Genomic DNA, 13,056 nt, shown 5'->3' on the forward strand with positions numbered 1-13,056 from the left:
TCGTCAACGCGCCCGCAGCGGCTCCATTCGGAGCCGCCATAGCCTGTGGACAACGGGGTTTTGCCTCCCCGAGCGCTGTGGATAAGCCGGCTTACTCCGGCAGACGGGGCAGGGGTTGGCCATCCTTGGGAATCGGATAGCGGGCCGCGTTCAACTCCATGGCCAGCAGCGTGTAGTAGCCCGAGATCGCCGCGAGATCGACGAGCGCCGGCTTGCCGAACCGGGCCTCGGCGCGGGCGAAGGTCGCGTCCGAGACGCGCTTCGTGTCCTGCAACTCGGCGGTGAAGTCGTACACGATGGTCTCGTCATCGCTCATCCGGGCGGGGCGGCGTCCGTCGCGGATCGCCGCGATGATGTCGGCCGCGATCCCCGCCTTCTCGGCGATCGGGGCGTGGACATACCATTCGTAATCCTGGGTCCAGCGCCTTGCGGTCATCAGGATCACCAGCTCCGACAGGGTGGTGCCGATCTTCGGCTTGAAGCGCAGGTAGTCGCCCATCGAGCGCGCGAGCGTCATGACCTCCGGCGAGTACATCAGCGGCTCGAACGGCCCGAAGGGGGGCTTGCCCCGGGCCTGCGCGAAGGATTCGGCCGCCTGCTTCTGCTCGGGCGAGTAGTCCTGCGGCGGGATCGTCGGCAGCCTGTCCTGCGCGCGGGCAGCGCCCAGCGCGAAGGGCAGGGCGGCCAGGGCCAGGACGGTCCGGCGAAAACGCATCGTTTCACTCCCGATTATTTTTAATACGCCCGAACTACGCGTTTGGCCGGCGCGCAGGCCAGTGTCCGCGGGTTCAATCGGTATCGAACGCGGCTCAGCGTCACCGGAAGGCTGGACTGTTGCGCGCGGCGCCGCTCCGCGCCATCAGCGGCACCGATGCCCGATCCCCAGACCGCATTGCCGATCGAGGCGGCGCTCCCCGCCCTGCGCGAAGCCCTTGCCGGACGGAACGCCGCCGTGCTGGTGGCCCCGCCGGGGGCCGGCAAGACCACGCGCGTGCCGCTCGATCTCTTGGACGCGCCGTGGCTCGACAGTCGAAAAATCATCCTGCTGGAGCCCCGCCGGCTCGCGGCCCGGGCCGCCGCCGCCCGGATGGCGCAGACGCTCGGCGAGCCGGTCGGCGGCACGGTCGGCCTGCGCGTGCGGCTCGGCTCGAAGATCACGGCCCGGACGCGGATCGAGGTGGTGACCGAGGGCGTGTTCACGCGGATGATCCTCGACGATCCGGAACTCGCCGGCATCGGCGCGGTGCTGTTCGACGAGTTCCACGAGCGCTCCCTCGACGCCGATCTCGGCCTCGCCCTGGCGCTCGACGCGCAGGGCGGCCTGCGGGAGGATCTGCGCCTGCTCGTCATGTCGGCGACCCTCGACGGCGCCCGGGTGGCCCGGCTGATGGGCGACGCGCCGGTGGTCGCCTCGGAGGGCCGCGCCTTCCCGGTGGAGACCCGCCACGTCGAGCGTGACCCGAATCGCCGGATCGAGGAGGCCGTGGCCGAAGTGACGCTGCGCGCCCTCCGGGCGGATCCGGGCTCGGTGCTGGTGTTCCTGCCCGGACAGGCGGAGATCCGCCGGACTGCCGATCTGCTGGCCGAGCGCCTCGATCCCGGCGTGGTGCTCGCCCCTCTCTACGGCGCCCTCCCGCCTGCCGAGCAGGACCGGGCCGTCGCCCCGGCGCCGCCCGGGACCCGCAAGGTGGTGCTGGCCACCAGCATCGCCGAGACCTCGCTGACCATCGAGGGCGTCCGGATCGTGGTCGATTCCGGACTCGCCCGGGTGCCGGTCTACGAGCCCGGCCTCGGCCTGACGCGGTTTGTCACGGCGCGCGCCTCGCGGGCCTCCGTCGATCAGCGGCGGGGCCGCGCCGGCCGGACGGAGCCGGGCATCTGCTGGCGGCTCTGGTCCGAGGCCGCCACCAACGCGCTTGAACAATTCTCGCGGCCCGAGATCCTTTCGGCGGATCTGGCGGGCCTGCTCCTCGATTGCGCCGCCTGGGGCGTGGCCGATCCGAAAAAACTCGCCTTCCTGGACCCGCCGCCGGCCCCCGCTCTGGCGGAGGCCCGCACGCTGCTGGACGAACTCGGCGCCCTCGATCCGGACGGTCGGCTCACCGAGACGGGCGCCCGCCTGCGCGCCCTGCCGCTGCCGCCGCGGCTCGCCCGGATGGTGACGGTCGCGGCCAGCTCCGGCGAAGCCCGGGCCGCCGCCGACCTCGCGGCCGTGCTGGTCGAACGCGGGCTCGGCGGTGACGATGTCGATCTCGATACGCGCGTCGAGCGGTTCCGCCGCGACCGGGGCGGCCGGTCCGCGGACATGCGCCGGCTCGCCGAGGGTTGGGCGCGGATCGCGGGCGGCGGCCCGGATGCCGGGCCGGTTCCGGCCGGCCGGCTCCTGGCGCTCGCCTATCCGGACCGCGTGGCGCGGGCGCGGGGCCGCGACGGCGAGTTCGTGATGGCGAGCGGGCGCGCCGGCCGCCTCGACCCGACGAGCGCGCTTGCCCGGGCAACCCATCTGGTCGTCGCCGACCTCGTCGGTTCTGCCGGCAACGCCCGCATCCTGGCCGCGGCGGCGATCGACGGCCCGACCATCGAGGCGCTGTTCGCCGACAGGATCGAATCGCGCACCGAGATCACCTTCGATCCGCAGGCCGCCGCCCTCCGAGCCCGGGCCGTCCGGCGGCTCGGAGCCGTCAATCTCGGTGCGCGGCCCCTGCCGGTCCCGAGCGACCTGGAGAGCGCAACGATCCTGGCCCAGGGCATCGCGGGCCTCGGGCTCGACCGGCTGCCCTGGACGCCCGCCCTGACGCAATGGCGTGCCCGAGTGCGCTTCCTGCATGCGGCGGAGGGCGAGGCCTGGCCCGATCTCTCGGACGCTGCGCTGGCCGAGACGGTGGATGCGTGGCTCGCGCCATCCCTCGTCGGGCGCACGTCGCTCGCTTCGGTCACCGCCGACGACCTCGCGGGCGCTCTCCAGGGCCTGCTGCCCTGGGACCTGCGCGCCCGGCTCGACGCGGAGGCGCCGACCCACGTGGAGGTGCCCACCGGCTCGCGCATCGCGGTGGATTACGCCGCCGACGAGCCGGCCCTCTCGGTGCGGGTGCAGGAGCTGTTCGGCCTTGACCGCCATCCCCGGGCCGGCGGCCGGCCGCTCGTCCTGCACCTGCTGTCGCCGGCCCAGCGGCCGATCCAGATCACCCGCGACCTTCCGGGCTTCTGGCGCGGATCCTGGGCGGCGGTGCGCGCCGAGATGCGCGGGCGCTATCCCCGCCATCCCTGGCCGGAGGACCCGGTCGCCGAGGCGCCGACGCGCCGGGCCAAGCCGCGGGGAACCTGACAGCAGATTCTGGTTTGCAACGCCGCGAGAGCCACGGACGGTACAATGACCCCGGACACCGACTCCTTCGACCCGAACGACGCCGGCTGGGAGCCCGTCATCGACGAGGGCTTCATCGCCCATGTCGGCCCGCTGCACCGCCGCGCCTCCGACGGCGCCTACGCGTTCCGGGCCGAGCAGAAGCACGCCAACCTGATCGGCGTGGTCCATGGCGGCATGCTGATGAGCTTCGCCGACCGCGCACTCGGCGAGACGGCCATGCGGGCAGCCGACGGCGCCAATTGCGTGACGATCCAGCTCGAGATGAAGTTCATCGATGTCGGCCGGCTCGGGGACTGGATCGGCATCCGCCCACAGGTGGTCAAGCGGACCGGATCGCTCGTGTTCATGCGCGGCGACCTGCGGGCGGGAGGCCGGCTGGTGGCCTCGGCGGACGGGGTGTGGAAGATCCTCCGGCGCCGGCCCGGTTGACGCGAACAGGATATTCATCCCAGGATCGGAACGGATTCGCGCGGTGTTCTCGTGCGGACGCGACCTGGGGGGATCGCATGCGTCAGATGGAAACAGACCAACCCGAATATGCGGCGTCACGCGGGTTTGCTCCACCTTCACGCCGTTCGGTCCTTGCCGGGGTCGGCGCCATCCTTGGCTCGGCCGGTCTGGCCGCCGCGGATCCCGTGCCACCCAGCACGATCACAAACCCGCCGCGCGACTTCCGCCCCGGCGCCGCCCCCACCACCTACTTCACCGATCCCGACGTGCTCGCGGTCGATCCCGCCTTCGAGGCCTACATCGTGCCCAATAGCGCGATCCGCCGCCTCTGGACCGGGGCGCTCTGGGCCGAGGGCCCGGCCTGGAGCGCGGTCGGCCGGTTCCTGATCTGGAGCGACATCCCCAACAACCGTCAGCTGCGCTGGCTGGAGGAGGACGGGCACGTCTCCACCTTCCGGGCGCCCAGCAACAATGCGAACGGCAACAGCTTCGACTGGCAGGGGCGCCAACTCTCCTGCGAGCATGCCGGCCGACGCGTCGTCCGCTACGAGCTCGACGGCTCCGCGACGGTGCTGGCCGACCGCTTCGAGGGCAAGCCGCTCAACTCGCCGAACGACGTGGTCCAGCACGTCGACGGCTCGTACTGGTTCACCGATCCGCCCTATGGCGGCCAGCTCTACGAGGGCCTGCCGGACGAGGCGGGCGGCCCCTCGAACCCGAAGGGCCATCTCAACCCGCGCCTCGGGCAGCCGGCCGGAATCGTGACGGCGCGGCGGGAGCTGCCGAATGCGGTCTACCGAATCGACCCCTCGGGCCGGATCGACCGGATCCTCACGGACGAGCAGGTGCCGGACCCGAACGGCCTGTGCTTCTCGCCCGACCACCGCATCCTCTACGTGTGCTCGACCGGCAAGGGTCCGGGCGATTCCGGCCCGGGCGGCAAGGGCGAGATCTACGCGTTCGATGTCGCCGAGGGCGGCAAGCTCTCGAACCGGCGCCTGTTCGCGGATTGCGTGGTGGACGGCATCAAGTGCGGGCCGGATGGGTTGCGGGCCGATGTCGACGGCAATGTCTGGGCGTCGAGCAATGCGGGCCGGGCGGTCGGCTACAACGGCGTCACGGTCTGGAGCCCCGCGGGCAAGCTGATCGGTCGGATCCGCCTGCCGGAAGTCTGCGGCAACATCACCTTCGGCGGCCCGAAGCGGAACCGCCTGTTCATGGCGGCCAGCCAGTCGCTCTACGCGGTGACGGTGAACACGCAAGGGGCCGGGCCAGCATGAGGCTCTGACGGCCGCATCCACACTCACGTCGGGTTGGTCGGGTACCCGCCATGGCTGTCGGGCCGCGGGGACGCTATCTGTAGCGGGCATGAGCGAGGATTCCGCCGACCCGACCCTGAACCGCCTCAGCGCCGCCCTCGGGGATCTGCCGACCCGGGGGCCGCCGCCGGTGGAGCGCTGGAACCCGCCCTATTGCGGCGCGATCGACATGCGCATCGCTGCGGACGGGACGTGGTATCACAATGGCACGCCGATCCGCCGGCCGAAGCTCGTCCGGCTGTTCTCCAGCATCCTGCGGCGCGAGCCGGACGGGCGCATCGTGCTGGTCACGCCGGTGGAATGCGTCGGCATCACCGTCGAGGACGCGCCCTTCGTGGCGGTCGAGATGGCGGTGGACGGGTCCGGACAGGACAGGCGCATCAGCTTCCGGACCAATGTCGACGATCTCGTCCCGGTCGATGCGGAACATACCCTGCGCTTCGAGGAAGCGGCGGACGGCGCGTTGAAGCCCTATCTCCATGTCCGCGGTGGCCTCTGGGCGCTCGTTTCCCGGGCGCTCACCTACGACCTCGTGGATCTGGCCGAGGAGGAAACCCTCGACGGAGAAACCTGGCTCGGTCTCTGGGCCGGCGGCCTGTTCCACCCGATCGCGCCGGCCGCCGCCGCGTGAGCGACGCCATCGCCGATTTCCTCGCCCGCGCCTCAGCGGGCCTGTCGCCGAACCCGCCCGGGCCGGACGATCCGACCTCGAACCCACGCGGCGACCACAGCCTCGATCCGGACGGTTCGGCGGTGATCCCGCCGCCGCCGCACAGGCGGGCCGCCGTGCTTGTGCCGGTGGTGTTCCGGCCGGAAGGGCCGACCCTGATCCTGACGCAGCGGGCCGCAAACCTGCGCGACCATTCCGGTCAGGTCGCGCTGCCGGGGGGCAAGATCGACCCGTCCGACCCGGATCCCGCCGCCGCGGCCCTGCGCGAGGCCGACGAGGAGATCGGCCTGGACCCGGCTTCGGTGCGTCTCGTCGGCTATCTCGATCCTTACCTGTCGGGGACCGGCTTCCTGGTCACGCCGGTGATCGGCCTCGTGGCGCCGCAGGCGACGTTCCGTCCGAATCCCGCCGAGGTGGCCGACCTGTTCGAGGTGCCGCTGCCGGTGCTGATGGACCAGGAGCGCTACCGCCTGCGCTCGCGGGTTTGGCAGGGGCGGACCCGCTACTTCTACGCCCTGACCTTCGGCGAGCGGCTGATCTGGGGCGTCACGGCCGGGATCCTGAACAATCTCCGCGAGCGGCTCTATCCGGATACCGATCCGGACCGGGTCCGCCGCTCGGCCGGGTAGGTGCGAATCGCCATGCTGCGTCGCGTCCTCGAAGAGTTCGGCCTCTTCCTCATCCCCTTCGCGCTGTTCCTCGTCTACCTCGTGCTGGCGGGACGCAATCCGCTGCGCCGAATCCATTGGGACGCCCATCTCTTCCGCCTCGTGCTCGCCGGATTGACCCTCGTGATCGCGACCCTCGTCTACGAAGGCCTGTTTTCCGAGCGCCGCGCCGGCGGCTACGTGCCGACCCATATGGAGAACGGCCGCCTCGTCCCGGGCGGCTTCCGGTGAGGCGGGATCTCGATCCGGGCGGCCTGACGGCGCTGCTCGACCGTCCGGGCGTGCGCCAGGCGTTCGCGGCCCTGGACGAGCCGGGCGCCGAAACCCGCCTGATCGGCGGCTGCGTCCGCGATGCCCTGCTCGGCATCGCCGCCGCCGATATCGACCTCGCCACGACGCTGGTGCCGGAGGCCGTCCTGGCGCGCGCCCGCACGGCGGGGCTCAAGGCGGTGCCGACCGGAATCGAACACGGCACGATCACCCTGATCACCGGGGACGGGCCGATCGAGGTCACCACGCTGCGCGAGGATGTCGAGACCGACGGACGCCACGCCGTCGTCCGGTTCGGCAGCGATTTCGCCAGGGATGCGGAGCGCCGCGACTTCACGGTCAATGCCCTGTCGCTCGATCGCGCCGGCCACCTGCACGACACCGTCAGCGGTCTGGCGGATCTGGAGCACGGGCGGGTGCGCTTCATCGGCGATCCCGCGACCCGGATCCGGGAGGATGCGCTCCGAATCCTGCGCTTCTTCCGCTTCCACGCGCGCTTCGGGAGCGGCGCGCCTGACCCGGAGGCGCTCGCCGCCTGCGTAGCCGCGCGGGACAGCCTCGGCCGGCTCTCGCGGGAGCGCATTCGCGACGAGTTCTTGAAGCTTCTGGCGGCGACCGGCGGCCCGGCGATGATCTCGATCGTGAGCGCGACGGGCCTGCTCCAGCGGATCACCGGCGGCGTCGGGGAACTCGGACGGCTTGAACGCGCCGCCCAGGCGGACCTGCCGCCCGTGATGCGGCTCGCGGCGCTGGCGGTCGGCGCGCGGCACGATGCAGATCGCCTGCGCGACCGGCTCCGGCTGTCGAACCAGGAGCACGGCCGCCTCACCGCCTATGCCGACGCGCTGGCGGCCCTGCACGGCCGGGCGACGGTCGATGCGTCCGCAGCCCGGTCTCTCGCGGCCGAGCACGGCCTGCCATCGCTGACGGAAGCGCTGGCGATCCTGGCGGGCGAGCCACGGCCCAACGTCACGGACAGGGCGCGTCAGGAATTGCTGGCCTTGGGCGGCGAGGGCGGCGCCCCATCTTTCCCGCTCGCGGGGGCCGATCTGGTCGCCGCAGGGATCCCGCCGGGCCCGGCCATCGGACGCGCTCTGGCGGCGGCGCGCCGCCTGTGGCTGGAGCGCGGCTGTCCGACCGGGGCGGAGAAGCGCGCGGCCCTGTTGAAACACGCGCTGGACCACGCCTACACAGCTGAGTAACCAGTAAAGTCTGGGTTTCCAAAGGGCCACGCCCTTTGGCGGGTTCTCAGGGCAGCGCCCTGAGCTGTTGTCCAGGGCTCTGCCCTGGACCCGCGAAAGGTTTCGACCGTTCGAAACCATGCCTTGATCAATTGAAGCGGCGCCGGCGCTCGTTCGTGCGCGTCAAACGCTCTCAGAGCTTCAGCAGCGCCTTGGTCTCTTGCAGCTGAACGATCTGACCGTTCAGCTCCTCGCGCTTCTGAAGATCCTCGGTGGCGTCGCGCTGCATCTCGACCGCCTCGATATCCCGGTCGAGGGATTCGTGCGTCAGCTCCTCGATCGGAGCGGCGCGCTCGGCCAGCACGGTCACGGCGGTCGGGCCGATATCCGCGAAGCCGCCGCGGACATAGATCCGCTTGCCGCTGCCCTGGCTCTCGGTGACGACGATCACGCCGACCCGGAGCGAGGTCAGCACGGGCGCGTGGCCCGGCATCACGGTCATCTCGCCCTCGGTGCCGGGCAGCTGAACGGCGGTCACCTCGCCGGAATACAGCGTCCGCTCGGGGCCGACGAAATCGAAGTGGAAGGTGGCCATCTCAGGACGATCCGGGATCCGCAACAGGCTCTCCTCCCCCTTGCGGGGAGGAGATGGAGGTGGGGGTGGTGCAGGATCGAGCGCAGCGGTTCCTTCTGCGCCACCCCCACCCCCGGCCCCTCCCCGCAAGGGGGAGGGGAGGGAGGGCGCAGTCTTACGCGGCCTTGAGCTTCTTGGCCTTCTCCTGGGCCTCCTCGATGGTGCCGACCATGTAGAAGGCCGCCTCCGGGAGGTCGTCGTAGTCGCCGTTCACCAGGCCCTTGAAGCCCTTGATGGTGTCTTCCAGCGCGACCTGCTTGCCCGGCGAGCCGGTGAACACCTCGGCCACCGAGAAGGGCTGCGAGAAGAAGCGCTCGATCTTGCGGGCGCGGGCGACCGTCAGCTTGTCCTCCTCGGACAGCTCGTCCATGCCCAGGATCGCGATGATGTCCTGGAGCGCCTTGTAGCGCTGCAGGGTCTGCTGGACGCGGCGGGCGACGTCGTAATGCTCCTCACCGAGGATCGCCGGCGAGAGCATGCGCGAGGTCGAGTCCAGCGGATCCACCGCCGGGTAGATGCCTTTCTCGGCGATCGAGCGCGACAGCACGGTCGTGGCGTCGAGGTGGGCGAAGGAGGCGGCCGGGGCCGGATCGGTCAGATCGTCGGCCGGCACGTAGATCGCCTGCACCGAGGTGATCGAGCCCTTGGTCGTGGTGGTGATGCGCTCCTGCAGGGCGCCCATGTCGGTGGCCAGCGTCGGCTGGTAGCCCACCGCCGAGGGGATGCGGCCGAGAAGCGCCGACACCTCGGAGCCCGCCTGCGTGAAGCGGAAGATGTTGTCGACGAAGAACAGCACGTCCTGACCGTCGTCGCGGAACTGCTCGGCGATCGTCAGGCCGGTGAGCGCGACGCGCGAGCGGGCACCGGGCGACTCGTTCATCTGGCCGTAGACCAGGGCGCACTTCGAACCCTCGGCGGAGCCGTGCTCCTTCGGGTCGACGTTCACCTTGGACTCGATCATCTCGTGGTAGAGGTCGTTGCCCTCGCGGGTGCGCTCACCCACGCCGGCGAAGACCGAGTAGCCCGAGTGCACCTTCGCGATGTTGTTGATCAGCTCCATGATCAGCACGGTCTTGCCGACGCCGGCGCCACCGAACAGGCCGATCTTGCCGCCCTTGGCGTAGGGGGCGAGCAGGTCGACCACCTTGATGCCGGTGACGAGAATCTGCGCCTCGGTCGACTGCTCGGCATAGGAGGGGGCCGGCTGGTGGATGGCGCGGAAGGTGGTGGCCTGGACCGGGCCGGCCTCGTCGATCGGCTCACCGATGACGTTCATGATGCGGCCGAGCGTGTTCATGCCGACCGGAACCTTGATCGGCTCGCCGGTGTCGGTGCATTCCTGGCCGCGGGTCAGGCCCTCGGACGTGTCCATGGCGATGCAGCGGACGGTGTTCTCGCCGAGCTGCTGGGCCACCTCGAGGACGAGGCGGGCGCCGTTGTTCCTGGTCTCGAGTGCGTTCAGGATCTCGGGCAGATGGCCCTCGAACTGCACGTCGACCACGGGGCCGATGACCTGGGTGATCTTGCCGACCTTGTTGGAGCCGGTGCCGGGGAGTGCGGTGTTCGCCATCGTGTCCTCGCTGTCGGTGCCAGCGCGCGGCGCGCGGGCGGTATCTTCAAAAACCGGATCGGGCTCAAGCGTCTCTCAGATCGAGCCGGACTTCGACACGGGCCATCCGCTCATCGAAGCGATCCATGCGGCCGTTCATGGTCGCGACCTGCATCTCGACGGCCGTCAGTCGCGCCTTCACGTCCCTCAGATCGAGACGCACCTCGGAGACGTCATGCCGCAGAGCACGCAGATGCTCCGAGACCAGGTTCTCAACCTCTGTCGTCATCGTCCGACGCCTCCAGCGCCCCCTTATCACAGAGCCTCGGCGCCCGAGATGATCTCGATGAGTTCCTTGGTGATCATGGCCTGACGCGTCCGGTTGTAGATCAGCGTCTGCTTCTTGATCATCTCGCCCGCGTTGCGGGTCGCCGAGTCCATGGCGCTCATGCGCGCGCCCTGCTCGGAGGCGGCGTTCTCCAAGAGCGCCCGGTAGATCTGCACCGTCAGGTTCTTCGGCAGCAGCGTCTCCAGGATCGCCTCCTCGGAGGGCTCGAATTCCAGGGCGGCGTTGCCGGCGGTCGCCTTCGCGGTCGTGTCGGCCGCGGGCAGCTCGGCCGGGATGAGGCGCTGCGCGGTCGGGATCTGCGAGATGACCGAGCGGAACTCGGAATAGAACAGGGTCGCGACGTCGAACTCACCGGCCTCGAAGCGGGTGAGGATCTTGTCGGCGATCTCGGCGGCGAAGGGATAATCCACCGGCCGGTTCCCGCGGATATCCATGCTCTCGACGATCTGGTCGCGATACTGCCGGCGCAGCATGTCGAGACCCTTCTTGCCGACCGTCATGATCTTGACGGTCTTGCCCTCGGCGGTCAGCTTCTGCGCGTATTCGCGCACGGCAAGGCGGACGATCGAGGAATTGAAGGCACCGGCAAGGCCGCGGTCGCCGGTGCAGACCACCAGCAGGTGCGTCTGCTCGGAGCCCGTTCCCGACAGCAGCTTAGGCGCGCCGACGCCGCCCACGAGGTTGCCGGCGAGATTGCCCAGCACCGCCGACATCTTCTCGGCATAGGGGCGGCCCGCCTCGGCGGCCATCTGCGCCCGGCGCAGCTTGGCGGCGGCGACCATCTGCATGGCCTTGGTGATCTTCTGCGTCGCCTTCACCGAGGTGATGCGGTTGCGCAGATCCTTCAAACTCGCCATCGGGTGAGGTCCAGGTCCATTTGAAAGGGCCTCTCCTCGCCCTTGCGGGGAGGAGCCGGAGGTGGGGGTGGCTCAGGATGGAGCGGTACGGTGCCTCCTGCACCACCCCCACCCCTAACCCCTCCCCACCTAGATCGAGCTCGCCCGATCTAGGCAAGCCCGGTCCTGATCCCGGGCAAGCCCGAGATCAGCGGGGAGGGGACTTGGATCAGGCGATCGACTTGGCGACGCTCTCGACGACGCTCTTCAGCTTGCCGGCATTCTCGTCCGACAGGTCCTTGGAGGCGGCGATGGAGTCGAGCAGGTCCTTGTGCCGCGAGCGGAGCGTGCTGAGCAGCGCGTCCTCGAACGGGCGGACCTTGCTGACCGGGAGCTTGTCCAGGTAGCCGTTCACGCCGGCGTAGATCACCGCGACCTGCTCTTCCATCTTCAGCGGCGAGAATTGCGGCTGCTTCAGGAGCTCGGTGAGCCGCGAGCCGCGGTTCAGCAGGGCCTGGGTCGAGGCGTCGAGGTCGGAGCCGAACTGTGCGAAGGCCGCCATCTCGCGGTACTGCGCCAGCTCACCCTTGATCTTGCCGGCGACCTTCTTCATCGCCTTGGTCTGGGCGGAGGAGCCCACCCGCGACACCGAGAGGCCGACATTCACCGCCGGGCGCACGCCCTGGTAGAACAGATCGGTCTCAAGGAAGATCTGGCCATCGGTGATCGAGATCACGTTGGTCGGGATGTAGGCCGAGACGTCGTTGGCCTGGGTCTCGATGACCGGAAGCGCGGTCAGCGAGCCGGCGCCGGCCGCGTCGCCCATCTTGGCGGCGCGCTCCAGCAGGCGGCTGTGCAGGTAGAACACGTCGCCCGGGTAAGCCTCGCGACCCGGCGGGCGGCGCAGCAGCAGCGACATCTGGCGGTAGGCCACGGCCTGCTTGGACAGATCGTCGTACACGATCACGGCGTGCATGCCGTTGTCGCGGAAATACTCGCCCATGGCGCAGCCGGCGAACGGCGCGATGAACTGCATCGGCGCGGCGTCCGAGGCGGTAGCGGCGATGACGATGGAGTATTCCAGGGCGCCCTGGTCCTCCAGCACCTTCACGAACTGGGCCACCGTCGAGCGCTTCTGACCGATCGCGACGTAGATGCAGTAGAGCTTGGCCTTCTCGTCACCGCCGGCGACGTGGCCCGGCTTCTGGTTCAGGATCGTGTCGAGGGCGATGGCGGTCTTGCCGGTCTGGCGGTCGCCGATGATCAGCTCGCGCTGGCCGCGGCCCACCGGGATCAGGGCGTCGATCGCCTTCAGGCCGGTCGCCATCGGCTCGTGCACCGACTTGCGCGGGATGATGCCCGGCGCCTTCACGTCGACGCGGCGGCGCTCGGTGAACTGGATCGGGCCCTTGCCGTCGATCGGGTTGCCGAGGCCGTCGACCACGCGGCCGAGCAGGCCCTTGCCGACCGGCACATCCACGATGGCGCCGGTGCGCTTGACGGTCTGGCCTTCCTTGATCTCGCGGTCGGACCCGAAGATCACGATGCCGACATTGTCCTGCTCGAGGTTCAGGGCCATGCCGCGCACGCCCGACTCGAACTCGACCATCTCGCCGGCCTGGACGTTGTCGAGGCCGTAGGCGCGGGCGATGCCGTCGCCGACGGACAGGACCTGCCCGACCTCGGAAACTTCGGCCTCTTCGCCGAAGTTCTTGATCTGCTCTTTCAGGATCGCGGAGATCTCGGCGGCGCGGATGTCCATA

At 70.0% G+C, this 13,056-nt stretch carries 13 protein-coding genes; 7 read left to right on the forward strand and 6 right to left on the reverse strand.

Annotated features, from left to right (window positions below):
• Nucleotides 1-91: 91 nt before the first annotated feature.
• Nucleotides 92-715, reverse strand: a complete 624-nt coding sequence (locus tag FVE89_RS16595; RefSeq protein ID WP_160535058.1) for a carboxymuconolactone decarboxylase family protein — start codon at nt 713-715, stop codon at nt 92-94.
• Nucleotides 716-871: 156 nt separating this feature from the next.
• Between FVE89_RS16595 and hrpB the strand changes: the two genes are divergently transcribed.
• The 7 genes from hrpB to FVE89_RS16630 all read left to right on the forward strand — a co-directional run bounded on the left by hrpB (nt 872) and on the right by FVE89_RS16630 (nt 7,946).
• Entirely contained in the window at nt 872-3,325 is a 2,454-nt protein-coding gene (gene hrpB, locus FVE89_RS16600; protein WP_160535059.1) for an ATP-dependent helicase HrpB, read from the forward strand.
• Between the two features lie 45 nt (nt 3,326-3,370).
• Nucleotides 3,371-3,796, forward strand: coding sequence for a PaaI family thioesterase (locus FVE89_RS16605; RefSeq protein ID WP_160535060.1), 426 nt, complete (start codon nt 3,371-3,373; stop codon nt 3,794-3,796).
• A gap of 77 nt (nt 3,797-3,873) precedes the next feature.
• Nucleotides 3,874-5,097 carry an SMP-30/gluconolactonase/LRE family protein gene (locus FVE89_RS16610; RefSeq protein ID WP_160535061.1) on the forward strand — a complete coding sequence of 408 codons (1,224 nt, stop codon included), beginning with the start codon at nt 3,874-3,876 and terminating at the stop codon, nt 5,095-5,097.
• A gap of 88 nt (nt 5,098-5,185) precedes the next feature.
• Nucleotides 5,186-5,767: a DUF1285 domain-containing protein gene (locus tag FVE89_RS16615; RefSeq protein ID WP_160535062.1), complete on the forward strand. Its 582-nt coding sequence runs from the start codon at nt 5,186-5,188 to the stop codon at nt 5,765-5,767.
• Nucleotides 5,764-6,435: a CoA pyrophosphatase gene (locus tag FVE89_RS16620; protein WP_160535063.1), complete on the forward strand. Its 672-nt coding sequence runs from the start codon at nt 5,764-5,766 to the stop codon at nt 6,433-6,435. The genes FVE89_RS16615 and FVE89_RS16620 overlap by 4 nt, the downstream gene beginning before the upstream one ends.
• A gap of 12 nt (nt 6,436-6,447) precedes the next feature.
• A complete protein-coding gene (locus tag FVE89_RS16625) occupies nt 6,448-6,705 on the forward strand; it encodes a DUF6111 family protein (protein ID WP_160535064.1) in 258 nt (85 codons plus the stop codon).
• Nucleotides 6,702-7,946 (forward strand): CCA tRNA nucleotidyltransferase, encoded by a 1,245-nt coding sequence (locus FVE89_RS16630; protein ID WP_160535065.1) that lies wholly within the window; start codon nt 6,702-6,704, stop codon nt 7,944-7,946. The genes FVE89_RS16625 and FVE89_RS16630 overlap by 4 nt, the downstream gene beginning before the upstream one ends.
• Nucleotides 7,947-8,118: 172 nt before the next feature.
• On the opposite strand, the gene FVE89_RS16635 is transcribed toward FVE89_RS16630, so the two are convergent.
• The 5 genes from FVE89_RS16635 to atpA all read right to left on the reverse strand — a co-directional run bounded on the left by FVE89_RS16635 (nt 8,119) and on the right by atpA (nt 13,055).
• Nucleotides 8,119-8,520, reverse strand: coding sequence for a F0F1 ATP synthase subunit epsilon (locus FVE89_RS16635; RefSeq protein ID WP_039893282.1), 402 nt, complete (start codon nt 8,518-8,520; stop codon nt 8,119-8,121).
• A 154-nt stretch (nt 8,521-8,674) separates the two neighbouring features.
• Nucleotides 8,675-10,129 carry a F0F1 ATP synthase subunit beta gene (gene atpD, locus FVE89_RS16640; RefSeq protein WP_160535066.1) on the reverse strand — a complete coding sequence of 485 codons (1,455 nt, stop codon included), beginning with the start codon at nt 10,127-10,129 and terminating at the stop codon, nt 8,675-8,677.
• A 64-nt stretch (nt 10,130-10,193) separates the two neighbouring features.
• The gene (locus FVE89_RS16645) at nt 10,194-10,397 is read right to left on the reverse strand and encodes a hypothetical protein (RefSeq protein ID WP_160535067.1); all 204 of its coding nucleotides are present in this window, start codon (nt 10,395-10,397) and stop codon (nt 10,194-10,196) included.
• 26 nt (nt 10,398-10,423) lie between these two features.
• Nucleotides 10,424-11,314: a F0F1 ATP synthase subunit gamma gene (locus FVE89_RS16650; RefSeq protein WP_160535068.1), complete on the reverse strand. Its 891-nt coding sequence runs from the start codon at nt 11,312-11,314 to the stop codon at nt 10,424-10,426.
• Nucleotides 11,315-11,522: 208 nt separating this feature from the next.
• Nucleotides 11,523-13,055, reverse strand: coding sequence for a F0F1 ATP synthase subunit alpha (gene atpA, locus FVE89_RS16655; RefSeq protein WP_160535069.1), 1,533 nt, complete (start codon nt 13,053-13,055; stop codon nt 11,523-11,525).
• Nucleotide 13,056 lies beyond the last annotated feature (1 nt).

Origin of the sequence: Methylobacterium sp. 2A (genome assembly GCF_009806555.1) — a bacterium.
Classification (GTDB): domain Bacteria; phylum Pseudomonadota; class Alphaproteobacteria; order Rhizobiales; family Beijerinckiaceae; genus Methylobacterium.

Bases quoted from the DNA above. Each gene is read 5' to 3' on its own strand.
- FVE89_RS16635 (WP_039893282.1), bottom strand. From the start codon at position 8,520: ATGGCCACCTTCCACTTCGATTTCGTCGGCCCCGAGCGGACGCTGTAT.
- FVE89_RS16615 (WP_160535062.1), top strand. From the start codon at position 5,186: ATGAGCGAGGATTCCGCCGACCCGACCCTGAACCGCCTCAGCGCCGCC.
- FVE89_RS16650 (WP_160535068.1), bottom strand. From the start codon at position 11,314: ATGGCGAGTTTGAAGGATCTGCGCAACCGCATCACCTCGGTGAAGGCG.
- FVE89_RS16605 (WP_160535060.1), top strand. From the start codon at position 3,371: ATGACCCCGGACACCGACTCCTTCGACCCGAACGACGCCGGCTGGGAG.
- FVE89_RS16645 (WP_160535067.1), bottom strand. From the start codon at position 10,397: ATGACGACAGAGGTTGAGAACCTGGTCTCGGAGCATCTGCGTGCTCTG.
- FVE89_RS16610 (WP_160535061.1), top strand. From the start codon at position 3,874: ATGCGTCAGATGGAAACAGACCAACCCGAATATGCGGCGTCACGCGGG.
- FVE89_RS16595 (WP_160535058.1), bottom strand. From the start codon at position 715: ATGCGTTTTCGCCGGACCGTCCTGGCCCTGGCCGCCCTGCCCTTCGCG.
- FVE89_RS16625 (WP_160535064.1), top strand. From the start codon at position 6,448: ATGCTGCGTCGCGTCCTCGAAGAGTTCGGCCTCTTCCTCATCCCCTTC.
- atpA (WP_160535069.1), bottom strand. From the start codon at position 13,055: ATGGACATCCGCGCCGCCGAGATCTCCGCGATCCTGAAAGAGCAGATC.
- hrpB (WP_160535059.1), top strand. From the start codon at position 872: ATGCCCGATCCCCAGACCGCATTGCCGATCGAGGCGGCGCTCCCCGCC.
- atpD (WP_160535066.1), bottom strand. From the start codon at position 10,129: ATGGCGAACACCGCACTCCCCGGCACCGGCTCCAACAAGGTCGGCAAG.